A 24322-nucleotide genomic window follows, 5' to 3' on the forward strand; every position below is an offset into this window, starting at 1 on the left:
AGGGCAACGGCCGCCTCAGCTTTCATTGCGCACGGATCTGAGGAGGAGCAACATGACGGCGCAGCGCGTAGTGGTGTGGGCGACCGGCGGAATCGGTTCGATCGCGATTCACGCCATCCAGCGTCGCCCGAATCTGGATCTGGTCGGGGTATGGGTGCACTCCCCGGAGAAAGACGGCAAGGACGCCGGCGAACTCGCCAACGGTGAGCCGATCGGCCTGACGGCCACCACCGACGCCGATGCGCTGATCGCTCTCAAGCCGGATTGCGTGATCTACGCGGCCAGTGGCCCCGAACGCGACGCCCTGGCCATCCCCGACTACGTCCGACTGCTCGAGGCCGGAATCAACGTGGTCACGACCAGCACGACGCGCCTGGTCAATCCGCACGCCTACGAACCCGCCGAGTGGCGCGACCAACTGGTCGCCGCGGCCAAGCAGGGCCAGGTGTCGCTCTACGCCTCGGGAATCGAGCCGGGCTTCGCCGCCGACTACCTGCCGTTGGTGCTGTCCACGCAGTCGTCGTCCATCGACAAGATTCACGCGTGGGAGATCGGCCTGTACGACGACTACGGCGTGCCCGACATCATGGGCGACGCGTTGGGCTTCGGCCGGCCGCTCGACTACCAGCCATGGATCGGCTTCCCGGGCGCGATCGCCGGCGAATGGCAGGGGCAGATCCGGTTGATCGCCGACGCGCTGGGAGCCGAAGTCCAGGAAGTCCGTGAGTATTTCGACCGCGCGGTCACCAACCGGACGCTGGAGGTCGCGATGGGTACCGTCGAGGCGGGAACCTGCGGCGCGCTGCGCATGCGAGCCACCGGGATCGTCGACGGCCGCGAAGCCATCATCATCGAGCACGTCACGCGGCTCGCGCACGACGTCGCCCCGGACTGGCCGGAAGGCATCGGCGACCTGTCCTACCGCGTCCAGATCAGTGGTGATCCCGATATCGACTGCACGCTCGCGGCGACGCTGAAGGATCCGCGACAGGCCGGCGTCGGGGGCATGACGTCCGGAGCGGGCGCCATGGTCGCCACCGCCATGCGCGTCGTCAATGCCGTGCCCTATGTCGTTGCCGCCAAGCCCGGACTGTTGAGTTCGGTCGACTTGCCGTTGACGATCCCCAAGGGCGCGTTTGTGACCGGTTGAGTCGGCACGCGGCACGCGGCACCCGCAGCTTAGTCTGGCGGGAATGACGGTCAATCCACTCGAGGAACTCACGCTGGAGCAACTGCGGCTGCGCACCAGCATGAAATGGCGCGCGCATCCCGCCGATGTCCTGCCGCTGTGGGTCGCCGAGATGGACGTCACGCTGCCACCAACCGTCGCCTATGCCCTGCGCACGGCGATTGACATCGGCGATACCGGCTATCCGTCAGGCACCGCACTCGCCGAAGCCGTCGCTGAATTCGCTTCGCGGCGTTGGCAATGGCACGACCTCGAGGTCAACCGTACGACGATTGTCCCAGACGTCATGCTCGGAATCGTTGAGACACTGCGGCTTATCACCGACCCGGGCGATGCGGTCGTCGTCAATCCGCCGGTGTATGCGCCGTTCTACGCGTTCGTGTCGCACTCAGGCCGGCAGGTGATCGAGGCGCCGCTCGATCCTGCGGGCCGAATTGCGTTGGACGTGTTGGAGGAAGCGTTTATTCGGGCGCGGGCGTCGGGCCGCAAGGTCGCGTATTTGCTGTGCAATCCCCACAATCCGACGGGCACAGTACACACCGTCGATGAGTTGCGCGGGGTGGCCGACTGCGCCCGGCGATCGCGGGTGCGGGTGGTCGCAGATGAGATTCACGCGCCGGTGGTCCTGGCGGGATCGCACTTCACGCCGTACCTGAGTGTTCCGGGCGCCGAGGACGCGTTCGCCCTGACCTCCGCCTCGAAGGCGTGGAACCTGTCGGGCCTCAAGGCGGCACTGGCCATCGCGGGGCCGGAAGCGGCGGCGGATCTGCAGCGGATGCCGGAAGAGGTCAGCCACGGGCCGAGCCACCTGGGCGTCATCGCGCACGCGGAAGCCTTCCGGACCGGCGACGAGTGGCTCGACGCGCTGCTGCGGGGCCTGGACGCCAACCGGACGTTACTGGGCGACCTGGTCGCCGAACACCTTCCACAAGTGAAATATCAAGGCACACAGGGCACTTACCTGGCGTGGCTCGATTGCCGGCCTCTCGGCTTCACCGAAGATGCCGACAAGGGCCTCGCCGTGGTCGCCGACCTGTCCGGGCCGGCTCGCTGGTTTCTTGACCACGCCCGGGTCGCGCTCAGCTCCGGCCATGTGTTCGGTAGTGGCGGAGCCGGCCATGTGCGGCTGAATTTCGCTACCTCGCAAGCAATTCTCACCGAGGCCGTGTCGCGCATGGGCCGTGCCCTCGACGACAACCAGTAACGCTGCGCGACAATTGCTTTGGGCTGTATGCGAATTTCTTGGCCCTCGGGGCCCCAAATTGCGGACGGCAACGACTTCCGCTCGAATTTCGCCTTGGCGCCTTGGCGCCTGGGCGTCCGGACGGGCCACGTGTCAACGGCGGGACACGTCGATGACTACGTCTGTTATCAGCACACGCTCCGACGCAGGCATCCGGTTCCAATTCACCTAGCTCGAGTAGCCGCTGATGTCCGCGATCGGCCGAACGCCGCGCCGGATGGCCATAAATTCGCTAGTTTAGTGACCTGCCAGGTTCTCCCCCAATGAAATTTCGTACTGGACGAAGTGACGCAGCGGAGAGAGGCTAGCAGGGGTGCCCGTTCACCGGAGGAGCTGAATATGGATGTGCTGCGAACCCCGGACTCCCGATTCGAAAACTTGGAAGGCTATCCGTTCGTAGCGAATTACATTGACGTCACGGCAAGCGATTCTCCGCCGGTGCGCATGCACTTTCTCGACGAGGGGCCGGCCGACGGCCCGCCGATCGTGCTGCTGCACGGCGAGCCGACCTGGAGCTACCTGTACCGCACGATGATTCCGCCGCTGGTCGACGCGGGAAATCGGGTGCTTGCGCCCGACCTGATCGGCTTTGGCCGCTCCGACAAGCCCAACCGGATCGAGGATTACACCTACCTGCGCCACGTCGAGTGGGTGACGGCCTGGTTCGAACGTCTCCGCCTGAAGGAAGTCACGCTGTTCGTCCAGGACTGGGGATCGCTGATCGGTCTGCGCATCGCCGCCGAGCAGGGCGAGCGGATCGCGCGGATCGTCGTGGCCAACGGCTTTCTGCCTGCCGCCCAGCGCAAGCCCTCGCCGGGATTTCTGGCGTGGCGGGCCTTTGCGCGCTACTCCCCCGTGCTGCCCGCCGGTCGCATCGTCGCGGCGGGCACAGTCCGCAGGGTCCCGCCCAAGGTGCGGGCCGGTTATGACGCGCCCTTTCCGGACAAGACCTATCAAGCCGGGGCTCGGGCTTTTCCGCAGTTAGTGCCGACTTCACCGGACGATCCGGCGGTTCCGGCCAATCGCGCGGCGTGGGATGCCCTGGGCCGATGGGAGAAACCCTTCCTCACCATCTTCGGAGATCGCGATCCGATCCTGGGGCAGGCCGATCGCCCCCTGATCAAGCACGTCCCCGGTGCCGCCGGCCAGCCGCATGCTCGCATCCGGGCCAGTCATTTCATCCAGGAAGACAGCGGGCCCGAGCTGGCCGAACGCGTCCTCGCCTGGCAGAAGCCCTTGCTCTGAGCCCGTTACCGGGCGTTGGTTAATCGCGCGATACCGCGCATGACGACTCTGCTGACCGCGTGGCGGACCTGATCGACCGCCGAGTCCGCCGGCGGCGGGGCCGCCGTCCCCAGACGGGGGAACAGTCGCAGCGCATTGGTGCGCTCGATCGCCACGCGGGCCTCGGCGCCGAGGCCGGGGTAGGTCTCCAAGCCGGCCGCGAACAGCTTTGCGGCCGCGGCCGGTGTCGCCCATGATCGCGACGGCCATGCGGTGCGAAGCGTAAGGCACGAATCCGCCCGCATGACTCAAGATGAACCTAATCCTCGGGTAGTTGCGGCGTATCTCGTTGCGGACCAGTAGAAATGCCGCACGGGTGGTATCGAGCAGGAAGTCGGCGGCAAATGGCGGGATTCCTGCCACCGCGGCGCCGGGCAAGTCGCCGGGGTGGATGAAGACCACCGCCGAACGCGCATCCAGTGCGGCGAAAAGATCGTCTTGGCCGTCTTGGCCGAGGTAGGTCCCCGCGCTATTACCTAGGAGCACAACGCCATCCGCGTGTAGCTTGTCAAGTGAACGGACAACCTCGTCGACTGCTTCGCCGATGTGCGGCATCGGTATGGTCGCGAAAAATCCGAACCGATCACGCTGTGCCGCAACCAAATCAGCCAGGTAGTCGTTGAGGTCACGCGCGAGTGCGGCGGAATCGGCGGGGCTGGTAAGTATCGTGGTCCCGGGCGTGGAGACGGACAGAATCGCTGTGGCCACACCGAGTTCGGCCATTGTCACCAGTGAGCTTTCCGGACTCCATTCCGGTACGGCCCGGCCACCGGATTTGTCCATACCCGTTTTTTGTAGCAAGTCCCGGTAGAAGGATGGGACGGCATGGTGGTGGGTGTCGATCCGCATCATTGCTGCTCCTTACGTGATGGGCACTCACGGGTCCGCGGTGTTCGGCACTGACAGTGCAGGAACGACGTCCTCGCTGAGCAGCAGCCAAGCGCGCCGGTCATGAGCCGGGCGAGCTTGTCGCTGATCGTAGGCCCCGGTAAGACCTCGCTACCCGGGCGGTCAGAGCAGTAATCTCCGAGCACCGAATGCGACAGTTTTTCTTTTGTCCCCCGAGTGCAACGATCAGCCAATGGACATGATGACGATGGGCCTGATGGGCACGGTCGTGGGCGCTTCGGCCATGGGCATGGCGGGCATTGCTAAGTCGACCGTCGACCACCTACTTCCCGGCATGGCGGTAAGCGGCACCAACAAGCATCAGATGCGGTGCCAGATACATTCGCAGCGGTGCGAAGCGATCCAGCAGTGGCGCAGCGGCTTGGCCGGGTCTCGAGATGCCTACCGACAGTGGTCCTGCGGACCTCGCGTCGGCGACCCGCCCAACGTCGTCGGCGACGAGTGGTTCGAGGGGTTGCGGCCCCATCTACCGACCACCGGCGAAGCGGCCAAGTTTCGCACCGCCCACGAAGTCCACTGCGATAACCCGACTCTGATGCAACTTTCGCTGGAGATCGGACGCGTCGAAAAGGAGTGGACCGAAGAGGCGAAAGGCCGTCGGCGCCGAAGGCAAAGCCGCAGCAGGTAGCGCACCGTTGGCCAGATTAATCCGGCAACGGGGCGCAATAATCAGCCTCAGTCAAACACCTGGGGCCGCATCGGCTAGAAGGCGTTAACCGGTGACGGCCAGCACCGCTTCCGCGAGCTCGGGGCGGCAGACCACCACATCCGGCAACTTCGGGTCGGCCTGGTTGTAGAGCAGCGCCGACCCGTCGATGCGGGAGGTGTGCAAGCCGGCCGCACGCGCCACCGCGACCGGGGCGGCCGAGTCCCACTCGAACTGTCCGCCGGCGTGGACATAGACATCCGACAGCCCCTGGATGACCGACGCGACTTTGGCTCCGGCAGAACCCATTTCGACCAGTGTGCCGTCCAACGCGTCGCGCACCGCCAACGCGATAGCCGGTGGACGAGTTCGTGATACGACGATGCGCGGCTTGGCCGGGGCGGCGGGCGGAGCGGCCACGTCGGGGGTCGCCAACGTGACACCCTGGGCCGGCAGCGCCACGGCACCGGCGACCAGCTCACCGGCCTGCCAGAGCGCAACGTGCACCGCCCAGTCGTCGCGTCCGAGTTCGGAGAATTCCCGCGTGCCGTCCAGCGGGTCGACGATCCACACCCGCTCCGAGCGCAGCCGCACCGGGTCGTCGGCGCCCTCTTCGGACAACACTGCGTCCTGGGGCCGCTCGGCGCCGAGTGCTTGCATCAGAAAGTCATGGGATCGCTTGTCCCCCGCCGCTTTCCGATCGCTCGCGTCGGCGTCGGCGAATTCCTCGCGCACCCCGAGCAACAGCTGCCCCGCCTCGGTGGCCAAGCGCGCAGCCAGTGCGTGGTCATTCATCGGTTACTCCTAACCCGTCGCGAGAGTTTCATACTTCCCTATGTTGGTAGCGTTGACCAAATTTACCGTCCCAGCTGGCTTGGCGCAGCCGGCACCCGCCATCGGCATCTGACATAACCTGGAGACCGTGAGCGGCAACGTCTCTCCAACGGGCGGGTTGCGGCACGTTCCGCGGGGGCGGCTGACGGCGATCGGCATCGTCGTGGCCCTTCTACTGGTGGGTGTGCTGATCTTTGCTGGCGTGAAATTGACCCAGGGCCAACACGGCACAACAGCCCAGTCCACCAGCCAACCACCCGCCCCACCGGACAGCTACGCCCTTCCGGGCTGCTACAACCCGTCGGTCCAGCCGAGCGCACGTCCGAAAAAACTCAATGTCCTGGGATGCGCGAGCGTTGCCGTTGCGCTGCAAGACATGTCATGGAGTTCCTGGGGACCGCAGGGCGCCGACGGAACGGGAACTGCGGTTTTCAAGTTGTGCGATCCGAATTGCGCCACCGGCGCCCAACTCACGGAACCGGTCGTCGTTCATGCGTGGAATGCGCAGAAGCCACGTCCGGATGCCATCTGCGTGGCCGGCCTCAGGATCTTCAGCGACATGATCCTGGCCTTCCCCAAGGACGTCCCGCCGCCCAACGCGCAACCGATCGACACTCAGTACAAAGGGATGCCCGCGGTGCACTTCGTCAACTACTCACCCAGCGATACCCACCAGACCGAGTTCATCGGCTACACGTTCTGCAACTGAACATCTCACCAACGAGACGTGCAAGCGAAAACTCGCTTAGACCTCGACGACGACGGCGCCACCCTGGCCGCCGCCGGCGCACATCGCGGCAACACCGATACCGCCACCCCGGCGAGCCAGCTCGTAGACCAGCGTCGTGACCATGCGCGCGCCCGAGGCGGCGATGGGATGGCCAAGGCTGCAGCCGCTACCGGAGAAGTTGACCTTCTCCTCGTCGAGGCCGTACTCCCGGCAGGCCGCGATCGGCACCGAGGCGAACGCCTCGTTGATCTCCCATAGCGCCACGTCCGACGGCGACAAGCCGGCCCGCTGCAGCACCTTTCCGATGACCTTCACCGCGCCCAGACCGCAGTCTCGCGGAGGGACGCCAGCGGCAGCCCAGGCCTTGACCGTTCCCATCACGTTGAGCTTGTTGGCTTTGGCATAGTCGCCGTCGACAAGCGCGACGGCCGCGGCGGCGTCGTTGGTGCCGCTGCTGTTGCCCGCGGTGATCGAGAAGCCTTCGATCTCCGGGTGCAGCACCTTCAGGCCGGCCAGCTTCTCAATGGTGGTATCACGACGCGGGTGCTCGTCGACGGCGAACTCGGTGACCGAGCCGTCGAACTGGGTGATCTTCAGCGGCAGGATCTCGTCGGCGAACTTCCCGGCGTCCTGGGCCGCGACGGCGCGCTGGTGCGAGCGGGCCGCCCAGGCGTCCATCTCCTCGCGGGTGATGCCGACGCTCTGCGCGGTGTTCCAACCCACGGTGATCGACATGTCCTTGGCGGGCGCGTCCGGCGTTTCGACGTGCGTCGGGGGCATCCACCGCTCCTCGAACTTCAGCTCAGGCCCCGGGATGCGCCAGTTGGTCAGCGGCGTCATGGACAGCGACTGCACACCGCCGGCGATCAGCACCCGCTCCATACCCGAGCCGATCTGTGCCGAGGCGTTGCCGATGGCCGTCAGGCTGCCCGCGCAATGGCGGTTGACCGACTGACCGGGAACGTGCTCGAGACCGGTGGCTGTCGCGGCGTAGCGCGCCAAATCGCCGCCGCCATAATGTGATTCGGCGAAAATGATGTCGTCGATTTCTGATGGGTCGACGCCGGACCGGCGGACCGCCTCCGGGAGCACCGCGGTGATCAGCGTCTCCGGTGGTGTGTTGACCAGCGTCCCTTTGAACGAGCGGCCAATGGCCGTCCGGACAGCTCCGACGATGACGGGTGTACCCATGTTCTTAACCTCGCTGCGGTGGGCGGTCAGACGACGCGAATCGTATCAAATACTGTATAGGCAATAGTAATGGTCTAAATTCGCTACGCCGGGGTCTGTGACGGCGCTAACAATTAAGCGTTTCGGGTAAAGACGGAGGCCGACCGTTGAAGACCAAGGGTGCGCTGGTCTGGGAATTGAACCAGCCGTGGTCGATCGACGAGATCGAGATCGGCGATCCCCGCCGCGGCGAGGTGACCGTTCAACTCGAGACGGCCGGCCTGTGTCACTCCGACCAACACTTGTTGACCGGCGACTTCCCGATCCCGAGCTTTCCGGTCCTGGGCGGTCACGAGGGCGCCGGGATCGTCACCGAGATCGGCGAGGGCGTCGAGAATCTGGCCGTCGGCGACCACGTGGTGATGTCGTTCATCCCGTCGTGCGGGACATGCAAGCCGTGTCAGACCGGGCTGCGAAACCTGTGCGACCTCGGTATGGGCCTGCTATCGGGCCAGTCGGTATCCGACGGATCCTTTCGGGTGACGGCCAGAGGGCACAACGTCCTGCCGATGTCGCTGCTGGGGACCTTCTCGCCCTACGTGGTGGTGCATCACACCTCGGTGGTCAAGGTCGATCCGACGATCCCGTTCGAAGTCGCCTGCCTGGTGGGATGCGGGGTGACCACCGGCTTCGGTTCGGCGGTGCGCAGCGCGGCGGTCAAACCCGGTGAGGACGTCGCGGTCATCGGAATCGGTGGTGTCGGTGTCGCCGCGTTGCAAGGCGCCCGAATCGCCGGCGCCCGAAGGATATTCGCGATCGACCCGTTTGATTGGAAGCGTGAGCAGGCGTTGAAGTTCGGCGCCACAGAGGCTTTCGCGGATGTCGCCGGTGCCTTTGGCCGCATCGCGGAAGTGACGCGCGGCGTCATGTGCTCCAAGGTGATCGTCACCGTCGGCCGCACCGAAGGCGGCGAAGTCGAATCCTGGATGGGCCTGACCGCCAAGGGCGGCGTGTGCTGCCTCACCGCGATGGGCGGCGTGCTGGACACCGACGTCACGCTGAATCTTGCCGGGCTGTCGCTGCTCCAGAAAAGCCTGCAGGGCAGCATCTTTGGCGGAGGCAATCCGCAGCACGACATCCCGGCGATTCTTGAGCTCTACAAACTGGGTCAGATCAACCTCGATGACATGGTGACCCGCGAATACCGCCTCGAGCAGGTCAATGACGGCTATCGCGACATGCTCGAGGGGCGCAACATCCGCGGTGTCATCCGATTCACCGACGCCGACCGGGTTTGAGCTCGGTTCAGCCGCGAGCGTAACGCCACGATGAAGAATTCGGCGGAATCCCGACGTGGCGTTACGCTCGCCGTCCGGCGTGAGCACAATGAGTCCATGACCACCAACCCCGTAGCCCATCGTGAGGCCCAGACCGCCGCATACCGAGTCGCCGCGATGTTGATGAGTATCGGCACCGTGCACTTCCTGGCCCCCAAACCATTCGACACGATCGTCCCCGTCGAGCTGCCGGGAGATCCGCGCTTCTACACCTACGCATCGGGTGTCGCCGAGATAGCCACCGGCGCGCTGCTGGTGCCGCGACAGACCCGGCGGTTCGCCGCACTGGCCGCCGTCCTGCTGTTCATCGGGGTGTTCCCGGCCAACGTCAACATGTGCCGGTTGTGGTGGAACAAGCCGTGGCCGATGCGCATTGCCGCCTTCGCCCGGCTGCCACTTCAGATTCCGATGATCACCACCGCGTTGAAGATCATGCGAAACAGCTGACCGGAGCGTTCGATGAAAACGACCGGACTCGCGGTGCTGCTCGCGTTGGCGGCCGCCCTGATGATCGGCATCGGAGACGTCCTCGAACAGCGATCCGCCCGGCAGGTCACCGACAAACCGGTCAGCACCCCGGCGCTGTTCCGTCGGCTGCTGCGCGATCGCCGTTGGTGGCTGGGCAGTCTCGTGGCCGCCGCCGGGTTCGGGCTGCAGGCTGCCGCGCTCGGCCTGGGTTCGGTGGTTCTCGTGCAGGCGCTGTCGGTGACGTCACTGTTGTTCGCGCTGATCATCAGCAGCACGACAAATCACCGCAAAGTTTCGCGCTGGCAAGCTATTTGGGCCCTCCTCCTCGTTGCTGCCGTGGCTGTGGTGGTGACCGTCGGCAACCCGCAGGCCGGCACTCCCCGCGGGTCCATCAAGACATGGACGATCGTGGCCTTGATCCTGGGCCCAGCCCTGATCGTGTGTGTGATCGGCGCTCGCCTGTCCTCGGGTTGGCTCAGCGCGCTACTGCTGGGGCTCATGTCGGGAGCGTTGTGGGGGCTTTTCTCGGTGTTGACCAAGGGCGTGGTCGATCAACTCGGCCGCGGCATTCCGGAGTTGTTACGAACCCCCGAGTTGTACGTGTGGGCGGTGCTGGGGATCGCCGCGACGGCCTGGGAGCAGTCGGCGTTTCGGGCCGGCCCGCTGACCGCGTCGCTGCCCGCGGTGACGGTCGCTGAGCCGCTCGTCGGCTCGGTGCTCGGCGTCACCGTGCTGGGCGAGACGTTAAGCACCAACCACGTCGGCATGGTTGCGCTCGGTGTGTCGGTCGCGGTGATGATCGCCGCGGCGGTGGCGCTGGCACACAGCCAGGCCGCTGAAACCCCAGCCACCGATACGTCGATCGACGCGCGATCAACTTCGCCGCGAACCGATCCGGTGTAAGGTCCCGTCGGGATCGACGTAGGCGAATTCCCGTAAGCCGTAAGGCGTATCGACTGGCTCCACCAAACGGCCCCCGAGATCCTTCAGCGCAGCCCACTGCGCGTGGAGGGCGTCGGCGTCGCTGACATAGAAGTACACGCTGGATGCCGTGCGCAGCGGATCGTGTTCGGCCCACTCGCTGAGGTGCATCGACACCGAGCCGCGGTCAACGAAGCCATACCGCGCCGGACCTTCGTAGCTGCGGGCATCGAACCCGAGTCGGCGGTAACGGTCCAAGGCGATGTCGAGATCTCGAACGGGAATGATCGGGGCTACCGAGGCGAAATCGATTTCGGGCACACCGTGAGTCTGTCAGCTCGTCGTGCTGATGGCGCCGACGAACCCTGTCGTATGCTCCACCGAGTCGACCTCAGCAGGAAGGCACTCAATGATGAGTCAGCTATCGGCCTTCGCCGCAGTCGCCGCCACCGTGATGCTGACGGCGGCGTGCGACAGCAACGGGGGTGGCACCGGCACCTCTTTCCCATCGTCGACCGCAACGACTTCGTCGAAACAGGCACTCGCGCCGATGGCGCTCGCTGATCTCTTGCTCACTCCGGCCGAAGTCGACAACATTCTCGGGGTCAGCGGCTCGAGGACCGACAAGGTGTCCGACTCGCTGCAAGAAGACCCAACCGCCGGAATGGGCCCGAAGGGATTCAGGTTCCCGGACGAATGCTTGTACATCACCGGACCTGCCCTCGCGCCGGTATTCGCCAACAGCGGGAGCACGTCGGTACACGGCGAGCGCATTACCGAGCCGTCCTCCGGCGGATCGACTGAGTCCAGCCCCGACGCAAACCAGTACGTGGTGATGTTTCCGTCCGCCCAACAGGCGAACGCCTTCTTCAACACCTCTGCCCAGCGCTGGCCCGCGTGTGCCAACCGCCAAGGAGCTGTTCCCGACGGTGCGAACTCCCCGGGCTTCCAGTGGACGGTCGGACCGGTTTCCACTGAAAACGGAGTCCTGAGCACGACCGTGTCGGTGAACCTCACCAAGGATGGCGAGCACATCGTCAAGGCCTGCCAGCGGGCGCTGACGGTCCGCAACAACGTCGCGATCGATGTTGACGGGTGCCGCCAAAACCCGGGCAACGTGGGCGTCGACATCGCCAATATGATCGCCGGCAAAGTCGACAAACAGTAGACGTTGCAACCGTCCGCACGAATTCAGCGGTTCGCGCTGCGATCTCGCTTGACGTCTTGGATGCGTCCCGCTGCCCGCAAACACCCCAGGACCCGCGCAGCTGTCGTATGCTCCATCCGCAAACACCCTCTGAACAGCCGACGCGCACAGTGCACGCAACGCTGTCGAGTCGACTCAAGCAGGAAGGCACCAACGATGCGCCCATTTGCCGTCGCCGCCGCCGTCGCCATTACCGGGATCTTGGTCGCTGCCTGCGGCGGTAGCAACGGAGGTGGCACGGCTTCGTCGTCGACCACCACTTCGTCGAAGCCGCCCCTGGCGCAGGCCGCGCTGGCGAGCCTGTTGCTCACTCCCGCCGAAGTCGACAGTGTTCTGGGCGTCACGGGGTCGAAGAACGACAAAACGTTCGACACGCTCCAAGAGGACAAGAGCACCGAGGTGTTCCCCAAGGGATACAAGTTCCCCGCCGAGTGCCTCTACATCACCGGCGTAGGCTTGACGCCCATTTACACGGGCAGCGGCAACACCGCGGTGCACGGAGAGCGTGACATTGCGCCGATTCCCGAGGGTTCGACCGATCCGAACCCTGACATCAGCCAATTCGTGGCGTTGTTTCCGTCCGCCGACCAGGCGAACGCCTTCTTCAACACGTCGGCCCAGCGTTGGCCTGCCTGCGCCAACCACCAGGAAACTGTTCCCAGTGGCGGCGACCCGGACGCTCCGGATATCCAGTGGAAGGTGGGACCCGTTTCCAACAGCAACGGAATACTGAGCACGACCGTGAGCGTGACCCTGAGCAAAGGCACCGAGTCGATGGGCCAAACCTGTCAACGAGCGCTGACGGTCCGCAACAACGTCGTGATCGACACCGAGGCATGCCGCAAGGACCCGGGGGACGCGGGCGTCAGCGCCGCCAAACAGATTGCGGCCAAAGTCGACAAGCAGTAGTCATCGCGCGTCTTCCCCTGGCGTTCAGGCGATTCGAGCAAGCCCGACACAACGACAGCGACTTTGGTAAGAATGGGTTGCTATGCCGCGCTCATTCGACATCTTGACCGATTCGCCCGCCAGTGTTGACCAAATCCACGCGGCGTTCAGCAGTGAGGCCTATTGGCTGGCCCGGATCGCCCTGGGGGACGCCGCGACCACCACACTGGACTCGCTGGATGTCGACCCCGCCGGCAGGGTGACAGTGCGGGTGACTCAGCACGTGGGACGCCAGCTATTGCCCGGACCGGTCGCCAAATTCGCACCTGGCGAGCTGAAACTCGTCCACGAGGAGACGTGGAAACCCAACGGCGACGGCCAGGTTCTCGGGCAGGTCAACGTCTCGACTTCGCCCGGGGTGGGCGGGGCCCGCGCGCAAGCTTGGCTGGAGCCCGTCGGTGCCGGCACACAGTTGCGGTTCGCGGTCAAAGTGCACGTCAAAATCCCATTGGTGGGCGGCAAACTGGAGAAAACTCTCGGCGCGGGTTTGTCCGACAGCATCCCCGCGGTGCAGCGCTTCACCACCACCTGGATCGCCGATCACTCCTAGGCCTACCGCCCCCGGCGCTCGCCCCTTGCCATGCGAGCGTGTCGCGGTGTTAGCTCTGTACTCATTAGCAACCAACGCCGCTTGGCCAATGAGAGGCTTTGCCCAATGCTTCGTCAGATGTTCGCCGTGGGAGCTATTGCGCTAGGGATAGCGGGGACGCCCGCAGCCCACGCGGCGCCGTCCACCACTACAACGTCTCCTGCACCTACGACCGGTTCGAGCGTCTACTACCCGAACTGCAAGGCCGCCTGCGATGCCGGTGCGGCTCCGATTTATCGCGGACAGCCGGGCTATCGGGCTCCTCTTGACCGTGACAACGACGGCGTTGCCTGCGAAATATGCTGCGATTGATCGCCACCATCGGCATGTGCTGCGTCGCCGTGGCGGCGTGCGGCTCGCACCGGGCGTCCAGCCCGAGCACGTCCGGCTCCAGTTCGGCGAAACCCTTGGCCAGCAGCAGCATTGCCGCTTCTCCCCCTGCCACTACGACCGTCGCGCCCCCGGCTACGAGCAGCGCACCGCCCGATTGTGTGGGATTGTCGATCTGCACACCACCGCCGCCGGACGCCGAGGGCAATCCCGCGTGTTACTACTCCGATGGCTGGCAATCGAATTCAGCCGGGGCAGGCATCGAAGTCTGGTACTTCCACGAGCCGCAGAACATGTCGAAGCCGGACAAGGTCACGGCAATAGTGCGCAAGAAGGACGGCACCAACGTGTCTCAAGATGCCGCAATCGAGGCCGGCCAACAAACACATCGCTTCGAATTTCCGACCATCGATAAGTCCGCCGTTCAGGAAGTGCTGCTCGCGTCGAGCAGTGGCCGCTGTTTCGTGGTCGGCAGTTAGACACGTACCCGGCTCTCCCCCTTGTGTTTTCGCATCGTTGAGAGGAATTGGCTTACTCCTCGGAGGGTAAACCTTTCAACCGCAGGGTGTTTGGCTGCTGGTCAACTAGGTAGGCTGCGTCGTTAGTGCAGGCAACGGATAGAGGAACAACAGATGACCCGCATACGCACCATGACGCAGGCAGACACCAATGCGGCCGCGCGGATCTGCTACAAGGCGTTCAACGCGATCGCGGCCAGGCACAATTTTCCGTCGGACTTTCCCTCGGTCCAACATGCCCACGATCTCGTCGGTGCGTTGCAGCCTCACCCCGGATACTTCAGTGTCGTGGCCGAGTCCGATGGTCAAGTCGTTGGCAGCAATTTTCTCGACGAACGCTCCGCGATTTTCGCAGTCGGTCCGGTCAGTGTGGCTACCGACGTCCAGGACAACCGAGTCGGTCGCGCCCTGATGCAGGCCGTGTTGGACCGGAGCGCCCAGCAGCAGGCATTGGGAGTGCGGCTGGTACAAGTTGCGTATCACAACCGTTCGATGAGCCTCTACACCAAGCTGGGCTTTCAAACCCGTGAGCCCCTCGCCGCAATTCAAGGCAAGCCACTATTGATGCAGATCAACGGATTTGACGTGCGCAGGGCTCACGAAGGGGATTTGGCTGATTGCGACAAGCTCTGCTTACAAGTGCACGGCCATGATCGAAGCGGCGAACTGCGCGATGCGATCGCACAGGGATCGGCCAAGGTCGTCGAACGCGACGGCCAAATAACCGGCTACACGACCGATGTCGGGTTCACCGGCCACTCCGTCGCCGTGAGCAACGAGGACATCGAGGCGTTGATCGCCGACGCAGACAAGTTCTCCTGGAATGGATTTCTTGTTCCGTTGCGCAACGCCGACTTGTTGCGATGGTGTTTCGACCACGACCTGCGTGTCGTCTACCTGCTGAACATGATGGCGCTTGGCTACTACCAAGAGCCGCGCGGTTCCTTCCTGGCGTCGATCGGCTACTGACGAGCGCTGGAGAAACCCGCCCTGCCGCGACCGCGCACCAGGGATACTGGCACACCACGGACAACGACAAGAACAGCCGCGCCGCCATCCGATCGGCGCGCATGCTTGATCATCACAAGTGGCTACGAGAAACGCTGTTGCAGCTCGGATCGCACGCCGCTGGCCACGCGTTCGAAATCGACCGCCTGTAAAACGTGCGCTCATTCGCCACCAACGACGAGGTGTTCACCCACCTGCGGGGCCGTGGCCGGCTCTGGCTGGGCCCTACTGTGGCAACACCTCGCCGTGTGTCTCGGGCGCCAGCGGAATGATCAGGAGCCCAATCACGAATACGATCGCCGTCAACGCGACCGGCAAGCCCAGGGTGTGCGTGTGCAGCACTGCCGCGCCAAGCACGAAGTTCACGCCGGCACCGACGAAGCGTCCGAACGACGTGCAGAATGCGAACGCCGTTGCGCGCACCTGTGTCTCGAACTGCTCGGGCAGCCAGAGACTGAATAGCGCAAAGTTGCCGCCGAAGAAGCCGAGCACGAACAGCCACGCGATAAACGGCCCGAGGCCGTTGGGCAGATAGAACGCCCAGCCGAAGCTGCCGGTGATGGCGACCGCCATTCCGGCAAAATAGAACGCGGCCGTCTTCCTGCGTCCGACCCGCTCCGCGATCAGGGGCAAGACAAGACAACCCAGGATGGTTCCGATCGACAACAGGCCCGTCGCCCACGAGGCGGTCTTGGTCGCGTCGCTCTTGCCCAAACCGGCGTGCTGCGCGAGCTGAATCACGGCCGTCGGTTCGTACACCGTGCCCGCCCACAAGCCCACGATCGCAATCGTCAGCAGCGCGCATGCCACCCAGGTGCGCCGCCGGTAACGCGCGCCGAAAATTTCCCGCAATGGGTTCACGCGAACCGAGCTGTCGGCGTCGGTCCGCTGCCACTTCTCGGTCTCCTTCACTCGCGTCAAGATCAGAATCGCGATCACGACCGGCAAGGCTCCGGTCAGAAACATTGCGCGCCAACCAAACTGGACGCCGATGGTGTAATTGAGCGCCGCAGCCAGGAAGAAGCCGGCGTAGTAACCGGTCTGCAAATATCCGGCGCCCATCTTGCGTCGATCCTCGGGCCACGCCTCGGCCACATAGGTACCGGCAAGCGCCCATTCGCCGCCGATCCCGACCCCCGCGATGAATCGGAAGGTGGCAAGCTCCCAGACGTTTTGGGCCATGGCGGAAAGCCCGGTGAAGATCGCGAAGGTGAAGATCGTCGCCGCGAGCACCTTGGCGCGCCCGAAGCGGTCGGCGATCGGCCCCCAGACGAAGGACAGACCCCAGCCGACCAGGAACAGGGCGAACAAAATCGAGCCCACCAACCCGACATTGGCCGGCGTCGCGGCGATGCCCGACCGCGGCAACAACTCAGTCAGCGCGGGCGTGAGCACCAGCGCGTAGATGAACGAATCCATCCCGTCGAGCGTCCAGCCGGTCCAGGCCCCCCAAAAACCCACGATCTGTGACCGGTTGAGCGGGGTGCGATGGCGCGCGGGCACTACCTGTTCTGTCGTTGAACTCATGTCGCCCTCTCGCTGAACACCATCGGCCGAACGGCCATCGCGTGAGCACGCAAAGTAGCATTGCTGAATTCGCTTTGGCATTGCGCGATTTCGTGCGCGGTTGCGATGGCAATCGTGTCCCGACAGCCTATTTCGAAGCGACGTGCCAGCGAAGGCTCACGGCAAGCTCGTCCTGCGAAGGCAATGTGTGTTGTCGTTCACCGGTCGAGTTGCGATCGAGGCCTCCACGACCAAATTGCGTGGTGGCGCTACATTGAGTAATCGCCTACCAGGTTCACCGCGGAACGGGGCCATCATGGGATTCATCACGCCGGACCTTCCCGACGTCGACCACGACACCTGGCCCACGCTGCCTCGGTCCACGCGGATGCAAGTGGTGACCCGGCACTGGGTGGAACACGGCTTCGGCACGCCGTCGGCGATCTATCTGCTGTATGTGCTGAAGATGGCCGCCTACGCCGGCGGAGCCGCGGCGGTCATCGCGTTGACCCCGGGGCTGGGCGGCCTCGATCGCATCGCGCAGTGGTGGACTCAACCCATCGTGTACCAGAAGGTCGTGGTGTTCACGCTGCTGTTCGAGGTCCTTGGCCTGGGCTGTGGATCCGGGCCGCTGACAGCACGGTTCTGGCCTCCGATCGGAGGTTTCCTGTTCTGGCTGCGACCCAAGACGATTCGCCTGCCACCCTGGCCACGCGTGATTCCCTTCACCCGCGGGGATAGTCGTTCGATCGTCGACGTGGCCCTCTACGCGATCGTGCTGGCCTCCGGCATCTGGGCACTGCTCTCGCCCGGCCGTGGCGGCCCGGTCACCGCGGCCGGCGACGTCGGCCTGCTCGACCCAATGTTGGTAGTGCCGGCGATCGTCGCCCTGGCCTTACTGGGCCTGCGCGACAAGACGGTGTTCTTGGCGGCGCGCGGCGAGCACTACTGGCTGACCCTGTTCGTGTTCTTTTTCCCCTTCACCGATCAGATCGCGGGCTTCAAGATCGTCATGCTCGCGCTGTGGTGGGGAGCGGCGACCTCCAAGCTCAACCACCACTTCCCCTACGTCGTAGCGGTGATGACCAGCAACCACCCGCTATTGCGCAGCAAATTGTTCAACTGGGTCAAACACCGGCTGTACCTAGACCCCGTCAACGACATACGTCCCTCCTGGGTACCGAAAATCATGGCGCATGTCGGCGGCACTACGGCCGAATTTCTGGTGCCCCTGGTCCTGGTCTTCTTCGCCGACGGCCATCGCTGGGCGTGGTTCTTGATCGCCTTCATGGTGATCTTTCACCTCAACATCATTTCCAACCTCCCGATGGGAGTTCCGTTGGAGTGGAACGTATTCCTGATCTTCTCGCTGTTCTATTTGTTCGGGCACTACAACGGAATTCACGCCACCGACCTTCGGTCACCGCTGTTGCTGGCCATCCTCGTCGTCGCCCTGGCCGTGGTTCCAATTCTGGGAAACCTTTTCCCCCAGCAATTTTCGTTCCTGCCCGCGATGCGCTACTACGCCGGCAACTGGGCGACCAGCGTCTGGTGCTTCCGCGCCGGGGCCGAAGAGAAGATCGAGGCCAACGTCGTGAAAAGCTCTGCGCTCACTGCCAAGCAACTGGCCAGGCTGTACGACGAGGCGACCGCCGAGATCACCATCGACAAGGCCGGCGCCTTCCGGTCGATGCACACTCATGGTCGCGCACTCAACGGGTTGCTACCCCGTGCCGTCGACCACGAAGCCGACTACCGGATGCGCGAGGGTGAAGTCGTCGCCGGTCCGCTGGTCGGCTGGAACTTCGGCGAAGGGCACCTGCACAACGAGCAACTGTTGGAGGCCCTGCAGCGACGCTGTCAGTTCGAGGAGGGCGATGTGCGGGTGGTCATTCTGGAGGGCCAGCCCATTCAGACGCAACGGCAGTGGTACCGGATCGCGGACGCCAAACTCGGGGTGATCGAGGAAGGCTACGTCACGGTCGAGGACATGCTGGCGCGTCAGCCGTGGCCCGAGCCGGGTGACGAGTTCCCCGTGCACCTGACGCGCACGGATAAGCGGTTATCCACCGCCGACTAGCTACACCTGGGCGCCGGCATTCGCAATTTGCGCGGACGACGGCTCGCCGGGGCGGTAAAGCCCCCGGTGTCGTCGAAAAACGCCCATGATCCGTGGTCGTCGACTTCCATTCGCCAACCCAGCTCGCAACGGCCCGCGATGGTGTCCATAAACCATGCGTGCGCAGCCTCTGCGCTGTCGAAATTCTTTGCCGCGACTATCTCGCCGTGTGGGTCGATAGCTCGAAACGTGGGCATGCGATGTGATTATCCCCTTCGGACAAGTTTCAATCGCACGCAATTTCGACCGACGCAGGCGTGTTGCCCGCTTACAGGGTGCGAGTCAACTGATGCGCCAGTAATTGGGCGAATCTGGCCGGATCTTCAAGAGCGCCGCCCTCGGCCAATAGCGCCGTTCCGTACAGCAATTCCGCGGTCTCGGCGACCGTCGGATCGTCGGCGCGCTCTTGGTGAGCCTTGCGCAGTCCCGTGACCAGTGGATGGTCCGGGTTGAGCTCCAGGATCCGCTTCCCGATCGGGATGTTCTGCCCGGATGCCTGGTAGATGCGCGCGAGCGCGGGACTTATCCCAAAGGCATCGGTGATCAGGCACGCGGGCGATTCGGTCAGGCGGGTGGACAACCTGACCTCCTTGACGTGGTCGGTCAAGGTCTCCTTTAACCAGGTCAGCAGGTCGGCGAACTCCTTCTCCCGCTCCTCACGTTCGGCGTCGCTCGACTCCTCGTCGGAATCCAGGTCCACCTCGCCCTTGGCCACCGACTGCAGCGGTTTGCCGTCGAATTCGGTCACGGTGCCCACCCAGACCTCGTCGACGGGGTCGGTGAGGATAAGGACTTCGTAGCCCTTGGCCTTGAATGCTTCCAAATGCGGCGACTTCAGGATTTGCTGCCGCGTCTCGCCGGTGGCGTAGAAGATCTGCTCCTGACCGTCCTTCATGCGCTCGACATATTCGGCCAGCGTGGTGGCGTCCTCCTCGCTGTGCGTCGACGCGAAGGAGGAGATTTGCAGCAAGGTGTCCTGGTTGTCGGCATCGGACAGCAGGCCTTCTTTGAGAACCCGCCCGAACTGGGTCCAGAAGGTGCGATAGTCCTCGGGCCGCTCGGACTGCAGCTCCTTGATCGTGGACAGGACCTTCTTGGTCAGCCGGCGACGAATCGCGTTGATCTGCCGATCCTGTTGCAGAATTTCGCGAGAAACGTTGAGCGACAAGTCTTGTGCGTCGACCACACCCTTGATGAACCGCAGGTATTCCGGCATCAGCTGGTCGCAGTCGCCCATGATGAACACCCGCTTGACATACAGCTGGACACCGATTTGGGCGTCCCGGTTGAACAGGTCGAACGGCGCGTGCGACGGAATGAAGAGCAAGGCCTGGTACTCGAAAGTGCCCTCGGCCTTCATCACGATGACCTCGAGCGGGTCGTCCCAAGCGTGCGCGATGTGCTTGTAGAACTCCTTGTATTCCTCGTCGGACACCTCGTCCTTCGGCCTGGCCCAGAGTGCCTTCATCGAGTTCAAGGTTTCCGTCTCGATGGTGACGACCTCGTCGCCGCCCTCCTCCTCGGGGGGAGTACGTCGCTCGACCTCCATCCGGATGGGCCACGCGATGAAGTCGGAGTACTGCTTGATGAGGCTCCGCAGCTTCCACTCCGAGGTGTAGTCGTGCAGCTCGTCTTCGGTGTCTTCCGGTTTGAGGTGCAGGGTGACGGCCGTGCCCTGCGGGGCCTCTGCTACGGATTCGATCGTGTAGGTGCCCTCGCCGGTCGATTCCCACCTGGTGGCGTCGCTCTCGCCCGCCTTGCGCGTCAGCAGCTCGACCTTGTCGGCCACCATGAACGACGAATAGAAGCCGATACCGAACTGACCGATCAGCTCTTCCGACGCTGCCTCGTTCTTGGCTTCGCGCAACTGCTGGCGCAGCTCGGCGGTGCCCGATTTGGCCAGGGTGCCGATCAGGCCGATGACCTCGTCGCGCGTCATGCCGATGCCGTTGTCGCGGATGGTGAGGGTGCGCGCGGCTTTGTCCACGTCGATCTCGACGTGGAGGTCGGACGTGTCGACATCGAGGTCTTTGTTCCGGAACGCCTCCAACCGAAGCTTGTCCAGTGCGTCCGAGGCGTTCGAGATCAGCTCCCGCAGAAACGAGTCTTTGTTGGAGTAGACCGAGTGGACCATCAGGTCGAGAAGCTGGCGCGCCTCGGCCTGGAATTCCAATTGCTCAACACCGGCATTCATGGGATTCAAATTTACCGAGGTGGGAATCGTTACCGTCCAGGGGTCCGGCCTGCCTACCCTGAAGAGGCCAGCCCAACCGGTGAAGGGAATCCAGGTGTCTGTTGCACAGCGCGAACGTGCCGCCCTCGTCGAGACGATGCGCAGCGTCGGACCGGATGCACCCACTCTGTGCGAAGGTTGGACGGCGCGAGATCTGGCTGCTCACCTGGTGATTCGCGAATACCGTCCGGACGCCGCACCCGGCATCCTGATCCCGTTCTTCGCCGGCCACACCCAGAAGGTGCAAAACGACGTGGCCGGGCGGACCGAGTGGGACACGCTGTTGGACAAGGTCGCGTCCGGTCCGCCGGCCTACTCGCCGCTGAAGTTGCTCGACCCGGTGGCCAACGTTGGGGAGATGTTCATCCACCACGAGGACGTGCGACGCGCGCAGCCGGACTGGGCACCGCGCGTCCTGGAACCCACCCTGGTCAAAAGCCTGCGCCGCACGCTGCCGTTGATGGCCCGGATGACGCTGGCGAAAGTTCCGGCCCGGGTCGCGTTGCGCACCCCGGAGGGCAAGACGGTGCTGATCGCCGGCAATGGCCCGGCCGTCACGGTGACCGGTGCGCCCGAAGAGCTGCTGCTGTTCTCGGTCGGGCGCGAGGCCCGCGTCGAATTCGACGGCGATGCGTCCGCGGTGCAGACCGTCCGCGATGCGCCGAAGGGTTTGTAGGCTCGCGCCGTGTTTCAGCATGCCGCAACAAGGCCTCGCGCCACGATTACGGGCGGCCGAAGGCCTCGCGCAAATCCTTCTTGATGACTTTGCCGAACTGGTTGCGCGGCAAGGTGTCAACGATGACGAGGCGCTCGGGATGCTTGTAACGGCCTAGACCCAGCGAACGGCAGTGCTGCACCAGGGATTCCAATGACACACCGTCGGCGGACGTGGGTACCACGACGGCGCACACCCGCTCCCCCGCGCTGTAATCGGGGACTCCGATGACTGCGACATCGGCAACGGCGGGATGGGTGGCTAGCACGTTTTCGATCTCGAGGGCCGAGATGTTCTCCGCATTGCGGATGATCGCGTCCTTGATTCGGCCGGTGACGCGGACATTGCCGTCAGCGTCGATCAACCCGAGATCGCCGGTGCGCAACCAGCCGCCACGGTCGAATGCGTCGGCGTCCAGTGCGGCATCCGCGTAACCGAGGAAGCATTGCGGCCCCTTGAGCCGCAGCTCCCCCTCCTGTCCCGCGGGCAGTTCATTCTCGCCGTTGTCGACGACGCGCACACTAACCCCCGGAACCGGTGCACCGACGGTGTAATCGAGCACCTCGGGCGCGGCGTCGAGCGGTGGCGAGGTCGCCACGGGAAACTCGGTCATTCCCCACGCGTTGGCGATTCCGGCCACGCCGAAGGTCTCGCGGACCTGTCGCCCCAGTTCGGCGGTGATGGGTGCACCCCCTGCTATGCAACCCCGCAATGCACCGAAGAGGGGCTTATCGCCATGGGCCCGTTGTGCTTCCAGGAAAGCCACAAAAAACGGCGTGGCGGTGCCCAGGAACGTCGGGCTGTGTGCCGCGACGGCAAGCGGTGTCGCGGCCGGATCGAATACCTCGAAGAGCGCCAGCCGCATGCCGGTCATCAGCGCGGCGGCCATCATCTCGGCCCCGCCGATGTGGGCGATCGGGAAGGCGATCGGATCCACGTCGCCGGCGGTGATACCCATCGCGCTCACCATCCCTCGCGAACCGGCGATCACGGTGCTGTCGGTGTGACGAATTCCCTTGGGCGCCGCGGTAGTTCCCGATGAGTAGTAGATCCACTGGTTGTCGCCACCGGGCTCGGTGCTGAGTGCACCGGCGTCGGCGCGCGGCAGCCGCAGCTCACCGGCCCGCGGGGGTGTTGCCAGGTCTACCGCGACGACCTCGAAGCCCTGAGCCGAGGCCAGTGACCGCGCCAGCGCGCCATGATCGAATCCCCGCCAAACTTCAGGTACCACAAGGAATTCCGTCGACAGCTGCCCAGTGATGAAGCCGACTTCACGCTCGCGCAGGATCGGGATGATCGGGTTCTGCACCGCGCCAAGTCGAGCCAGCGCCGCCATGACGACCACGGTCTCGAGTGTGGTCGGCAGCTGCCAGGACACCACAGTTCCCGCGCCGATCCCCCGTTCGGCCAACGCCGCCGCCGTCGCACACGCGGCGTCGTGCAGCTGACGTGCGGTCATGCTGCGGCCGTAGTCGTCGGCGAATAGGGCCCGATCCGGCTCACGGAGTGCGGCTTGGGCTATCAACGTCCAGTAGGTGACGTCCGTTGCGGTCGTCATCAGACCGACGGCAAGTCCGAAGGTGGTCGAAATCCGGAGTGCGCTATGGACACCGACACCGCGCTGCCGATCGGACCGAGGTGGTCCAGGACAACGGCTGAACCATTGGCCACGCCGTCGTCGCTGTAGTGGGTCAGCGCGGCCAGCCCGATATGAGGTCCTTCGGGCAGTCGGCTCAGGGTCAGCGTGTAGTCCACATTGATGAACTCCAGCGCCTTCGTGCCCCAGTTGGCGATCGCGGCGGTGACGTCGGCACACAGCGCGGCGCGAGTGAACGGTGTGAGCGGCTCGTCATCGATCAAGGGACGCGTTTCATGTAGCCAGGTGTACTTCGGTCCGGTCATGTCCCACTCGGGATCGGGATTCTGCAGGTCCCCGCCCCAGCCATAGGTCCGTAGGAACAGCGTCGGCTGGTCGCCGTCATGCTCGACGGGCAGCCGCGGCATCTGCGGGGTTTGTGACCACACCTTGCCGTCGGGCTGGGAACCACGACGCAGAAACAGCGCGCTCGCGCGCGCGACGGGTTCACCATGCTGGATGAGAAGCGCCTCGACCAGGCGCAATCGCCGACGTTCGTGCTGGACCTTGGTGTGCACCTCGAACGGCTCCAGGGCAGCCGGTGCGGGCAAGTCGACCGTCAGGCGCGCAGGCTGCAACTCCGCGTCGTCGACCGTACCGCCGAGGACCGCCGCCAGAATGCCACCAACCACATGGCCGCTCATTGTCGGGCCCCAGCCACCGCGTGCTACCGCCGTTGGCACGTAATGACTTTCGTCGCGCATAAAGTACGGCCCGGGCATCGTCGCATCGACGTCATCCGCCAGAATGTTCGGCTCGGTCACCACGCGAATCTCCGCGCG

The 24322-nt window shown here is 64.4% G+C and carries 23 protein-coding genes and 2 pseudogenes; 16 read left to right on the plus strand and 9 right to left on the minus strand.

What is annotated here, in order from left to right; all coding sequences use genetic code 11:
* Window positions 1-52: 52 nt before the first annotated feature.
* The 3 genes from AAHS21_RS12345 (at window position 53) to AAHS21_RS12355 (ending at window position 3677) form a co-directional block, all read left to right on the plus strand.
* Complete coding sequence (locus AAHS21_RS12345) at window positions 53-1150, plus strand: dihydrodipicolinate reductase (protein WP_342927967.1); 1098 nt, start codon at window positions 53-55, stop codon at window positions 1148-1150.
* Window positions 1151-1193: 43 nt separating this feature from the next.
* Complete coding sequence (locus AAHS21_RS12350) at window positions 1194-2393, plus strand: MalY/PatB family protein (protein ID WP_342927968.1); 1200 nt, start codon at window positions 1194-1196, stop codon at window positions 2391-2393.
* Window positions 2394-2771: 378 nt separating this feature from the next.
* Window positions 2772-3677, plus strand: a complete 906-nt coding sequence (locus AAHS21_RS12355) for a haloalkane dehalogenase (protein ID WP_342927969.1) — start codon at window positions 2772-2774, stop codon at window positions 3675-3677.
* Window positions 3678-3682: 5 nt separating this feature from the next.
* Here the strand turns inward: AAHS21_RS12355 and AAHS21_RS12360 are convergent.
* Window positions 3683-4568, minus strand: a pseudogene (locus AAHS21_RS12360) (amidohydrolase family protein).
* Between the two features lie 229 nt (window positions 4569-4797).
* On the opposite strand from AAHS21_RS12360, the gene AAHS21_RS12365 reads away from it, so the two are divergent.
* Entirely contained in the window at window positions 4798-5253 is a 456-nt protein-coding gene (locus tag AAHS21_RS12365) for a hypothetical protein (RefSeq protein ID WP_342927970.1), read from the plus strand.
* An 84-nt stretch (window positions 5254-5337) separates the two neighbouring features.
* Here the strand turns inward: AAHS21_RS12365 and AAHS21_RS12370 are convergent, their stop codons facing one another.
* Window positions 5338-6066 carry a 3'(2'),5'-bisphosphate nucleotidase CysQ gene (locus AAHS21_RS12370; RefSeq protein ID WP_342927971.1) on the minus strand — a complete coding sequence of 243 codons (729 nt, stop codon included), beginning with the start codon at window positions 6064-6066 and terminating at the stop codon, window positions 5338-5340.
* A gap of 157 nt (window positions 6067-6223) precedes the next feature.
* Here AAHS21_RS12370 and AAHS21_RS12375 point away from each other — a divergent pair, with 157 nt between their 5' ends.
* Window positions 6224-6814 carry a hypothetical protein gene (locus AAHS21_RS12375; protein WP_342928208.1) on the plus strand — a complete coding sequence of 197 codons (591 nt, stop codon included), beginning with the start codon at window positions 6224-6226 and terminating at the stop codon, window positions 6812-6814.
* 36 nt (window positions 6815-6850) lie between these two features.
* Here the strand turns inward: AAHS21_RS12375 and AAHS21_RS12380 are convergent, their stop codons facing one another.
* Window positions 6851-8026: a thiolase family protein gene (locus AAHS21_RS12380; RefSeq protein ID WP_342927972.1), complete on the minus strand. Its 1176-nt coding sequence runs from the start codon at window positions 8024-8026 to the stop codon at window positions 6851-6853.
* A gap of 146 nt (window positions 8027-8172) precedes the next feature.
* Between AAHS21_RS12380 and AAHS21_RS12385 the strand changes: the two genes are divergently transcribed.
* The 3 genes from AAHS21_RS12385 (at window position 8173) to AAHS21_RS12395 (ending at window position 10713) form a co-directional block, all read left to right on the plus strand.
* On the plus strand, window positions 8173-9303 hold the full coding sequence (locus AAHS21_RS12385) for an NDMA-dependent alcohol dehydrogenase (protein WP_342927973.1): 1131 nt from the start codon (window positions 8173-8175) through the stop codon (window positions 9301-9303).
* Between the two features lie 96 nt (window positions 9304-9399).
* The gene (locus AAHS21_RS12390) at window positions 9400-9789 is read left to right on the plus strand and encodes a hypothetical protein (RefSeq protein WP_342927974.1); all 390 of its coding nucleotides are present in this window, start codon (window positions 9400-9402) and stop codon (window positions 9787-9789) included.
* 12 nt (window positions 9790-9801) lie between these two features.
* Window positions 9802-10713, plus strand: coding sequence for a DMT family transporter (locus tag AAHS21_RS12395; RefSeq protein WP_342927975.1), 912 nt, complete (start codon window positions 9802-9804; stop codon window positions 10711-10713).
* Here AAHS21_RS12395 and AAHS21_RS12400 read toward each other — a convergent pair.
* On the minus strand, window positions 10684-11043 hold the full coding sequence (locus tag AAHS21_RS12400; protein WP_342928209.1) for a VOC family protein: 360 nt from the start codon (window positions 11041-11043) through the stop codon (window positions 10684-10686). The genes AAHS21_RS12395 and AAHS21_RS12400 overlap by 30 nt on opposite strands.
* A gap of 100 nt (window positions 11044-11143) precedes the next feature.
* Between AAHS21_RS12400 and AAHS21_RS12405 the strand changes: the two genes are divergently transcribed.
* From AAHS21_RS12405 to AAHS21_RS12430, 6 genes and pseudogenes are all read left to right on the plus strand, one after another.
* The gene (locus AAHS21_RS12405; protein WP_342927976.1) at window positions 11144-11899 is read left to right on the plus strand and encodes a sensor domain-containing protein; all 756 of its coding nucleotides are present in this window, start codon (window positions 11144-11146) and stop codon (window positions 11897-11899) included.
* Between the two features lie 195 nt (window positions 11900-12094).
* The gene (locus tag AAHS21_RS12410; protein WP_342927977.1) at window positions 12095-12847 is read left to right on the plus strand and encodes a sensor domain-containing protein; all 753 of its coding nucleotides are present in this window, start codon (window positions 12095-12097) and stop codon (window positions 12845-12847) included.
* 82 nt (window positions 12848-12929) lie between these two features.
* Window positions 12930-13436, plus strand: coding sequence for a DUF2505 domain-containing protein (locus AAHS21_RS12415; RefSeq protein ID WP_342927978.1), 507 nt, complete (start codon window positions 12930-12932; stop codon window positions 13434-13436).
* A gap of 216 nt (window positions 13437-13652) precedes the next feature.
* Window positions 13653-13787: pseudogene (locus tag AAHS21_RS12420) on the plus strand (excalibur calcium-binding domain-containing protein); the annotation flags it as partial.
* The gene (locus AAHS21_RS12425; protein WP_342927979.1) at window positions 13775-14284 is read left to right on the plus strand and encodes a hypothetical protein; all 510 of its coding nucleotides are present in this window, start codon (window positions 13775-13777) and stop codon (window positions 14282-14284) included. The pseudogene AAHS21_RS12420 and the gene AAHS21_RS12425, both read left to right, overlap by 13 nt.
* A gap of 153 nt (window positions 14285-14437) precedes the next feature.
* On the plus strand, window positions 14438-15292 hold the full coding sequence (locus AAHS21_RS12430) for a GNAT family N-acetyltransferase (protein ID WP_342927980.1): 855 nt from the start codon (window positions 14438-14440) through the stop codon (window positions 15290-15292).
* 264 nt (window positions 15293-15556) lie between these two features.
* Here AAHS21_RS12430 and AAHS21_RS12435 read toward each other — a convergent pair whose 3' ends face one another.
* On the minus strand, window positions 15557-16858 hold the full coding sequence (locus AAHS21_RS12435) for an MFS transporter (protein WP_342927981.1): 1302 nt from the start codon (window positions 16856-16858) through the stop codon (window positions 15557-15559).
* 295 nt (window positions 16859-17153) lie between these two features.
* On the opposite strand from AAHS21_RS12435, the gene AAHS21_RS12440 reads away from it, so the two are divergent.
* Entirely contained in the window at window positions 17154-18917 is a 1764-nt protein-coding gene (locus AAHS21_RS12440) for a DUF3556 domain-containing protein (RefSeq protein WP_342927982.1), read from the plus strand.
* Here the strand turns inward: AAHS21_RS12440 and AAHS21_RS12445 are convergent.
* Together AAHS21_RS12445 and htpG are read right to left on the minus strand one after the other, a co-directional pair.
* The gene (locus AAHS21_RS12445; protein WP_342927983.1) at window positions 18914-19153 is read right to left on the minus strand and encodes a hypothetical protein; all 240 of its coding nucleotides are present in this window, start codon (window positions 19151-19153) and stop codon (window positions 18914-18916) included. The genes AAHS21_RS12440 and AAHS21_RS12445 overlap by 4 nt on opposite strands.
* Window positions 19154-19224: 71 nt before the next feature.
* Window positions 19225-21150 (minus strand): molecular chaperone HtpG, encoded by a 1926-nt coding sequence (htpG, locus tag AAHS21_RS12450; protein WP_342927984.1) that lies wholly within the window; start codon window positions 21148-21150, stop codon window positions 19225-19227.
* Between the two features lie 94 nt (window positions 21151-21244).
* On the opposite strand from htpG, the gene AAHS21_RS12455 reads away from it, so the two are divergent.
* Window positions 21245-21865: a TIGR03085 family metal-binding protein gene (locus tag AAHS21_RS12455; RefSeq protein ID WP_342927985.1), complete on the plus strand. Its 621-nt coding sequence runs from the start codon at window positions 21245-21247 to the stop codon at window positions 21863-21865.
* Between the two features lie 46 nt (window positions 21866-21911).
* Here AAHS21_RS12455 and AAHS21_RS12460 read toward each other — a convergent pair whose 3' ends face one another.
* Together AAHS21_RS12460 and AAHS21_RS12465 are read right to left on the minus strand one after the other, a co-directional pair.
* Entirely contained in the window at window positions 21912-23462 is a 1551-nt protein-coding gene (locus tag AAHS21_RS12460) for an AMP-binding protein (RefSeq protein WP_342927986.1), read from the minus strand.
* A complete protein-coding gene (locus AAHS21_RS12465; protein WP_342928210.1) occupies window positions 23462-24244 on the minus strand; it encodes an acyl-CoA thioesterase domain-containing protein in 783 nt (260 codons plus the stop codon). Before AAHS21_RS12465 ends, AAHS21_RS12460 begins: the two co-directional genes overlap by 1 nt.
* Window positions 24245-24322 lie beyond the last annotated feature (78 nt).

The organism is Mycobacterium sp. 050272 (assembly GCF_039023525.1).
Taxonomy (GTDB): domain Bacteria; phylum Actinomycetota; class Actinomycetes; order Mycobacteriales; family Mycobacteriaceae; genus Mycobacterium.

What these genes read in the sequence shown, in the direction of transcription:
- AAHS21_RS12435 (WP_342927981.1), bottom strand. Translation starts at nt 16,858, where the DNA reads ATGAGTTCAACGACAGAACAGGTAGTGCCCGCGCGCCATCGCACCCCG.
- AAHS21_RS12425 (WP_342927979.1), top strand. Translation starts at nt 13,775, where the DNA reads ATGCTGCGATTGATCGCCACCATCGGCATGTGCTGCGTCGCCGTGGCG.
- htpG (WP_342927984.1), bottom strand. Translation starts at nt 21,150, where the DNA reads ATGAATGCCGGTGTTGAGCAATTGGAATTCCAGGCCGAGGCGCGCCAG.
- AAHS21_RS12430 (WP_342927980.1), top strand. Translation starts at nt 14,438, where the DNA reads ATGACCCGCATACGCACCATGACGCAGGCAGACACCAATGCGGCCGCG.
- AAHS21_RS12445 (WP_342927983.1), bottom strand. Translation starts at nt 19,153, where the DNA reads ATGCCCACGTTTCGAGCTATCGACCCACACGGCGAGATAGTCGCGGCA.
- AAHS21_RS12465 (WP_342928210.1), bottom strand. Translation starts at nt 24,244, where the DNA reads ATGCGCGACGAAAGTCATTACGTGCCAACGGCGGTAGCACGCGGTGGC.
- AAHS21_RS12355 (WP_342927969.1), top strand. Translation starts at nt 2,772, where the DNA reads ATGGATGTGCTGCGAACCCCGGACTCCCGATTCGAAAACTTGGAAGGC.
- AAHS21_RS12350 (WP_342927968.1), top strand. Translation starts at nt 1,194, where the DNA reads ATGACGGTCAATCCACTCGAGGAACTCACGCTGGAGCAACTGCGGCTG.
- AAHS21_RS12380 (WP_342927972.1), bottom strand. Translation starts at nt 8,026, where the DNA reads ATGGGTACACCCGTCATCGTCGGAGCTGTCCGGACGGCCATTGGCCGC.
- AAHS21_RS12440 (WP_342927982.1), top strand. Translation starts at nt 17,154, where the DNA reads ATGGGATTCATCACGCCGGACCTTCCCGACGTCGACCACGACACCTGG.
- AAHS21_RS12390 (WP_342927974.1), top strand. Translation starts at nt 9,400, where the DNA reads ATGACCACCAACCCCGTAGCCCATCGTGAGGCCCAGACCGCCGCATAC.
- AAHS21_RS12345 (WP_342927967.1), top strand. Translation starts at nt 53, where the DNA reads ATGACGGCGCAGCGCGTAGTGGTGTGGGCGACCGGCGGAATCGGTTCG.
- AAHS21_RS12410 (WP_342927977.1), top strand. Translation starts at nt 12,095, where the DNA reads ATGCGCCCATTTGCCGTCGCCGCCGCCGTCGCCATTACCGGGATCTTG.
- AAHS21_RS12405 (WP_342927976.1), top strand. Translation starts at nt 11,144, where the DNA reads ATGAGTCAGCTATCGGCCTTCGCCGCAGTCGCCGCCACCGTGATGCTG.
- AAHS21_RS12460 (WP_342927986.1), bottom strand. Translation starts at nt 23,462, where the DNA reads ATGACGACCGCAACGGACGTCACCTACTGGACGTTGATAGCCCAAGCC.
- AAHS21_RS12415 (WP_342927978.1), top strand. Translation starts at nt 12,930, where the DNA reads ATGCCGCGCTCATTCGACATCTTGACCGATTCGCCCGCCAGTGTTGAC.
- AAHS21_RS12370 (WP_342927971.1), bottom strand. Translation starts at nt 6,066, where the DNA reads ATGAATGACCACGCACTGGCTGCGCGCTTGGCCACCGAGGCGGGGCAG.
- AAHS21_RS12365 (WP_342927970.1), top strand. Translation starts at nt 4,798, where the DNA reads ATGGACATGATGACGATGGGCCTGATGGGCACGGTCGTGGGCGCTTCG.
- AAHS21_RS12395 (WP_342927975.1), top strand. Translation starts at nt 9,802, where the DNA reads ATGAAAACGACCGGACTCGCGGTGCTGCTCGCGTTGGCGGCCGCCCTG.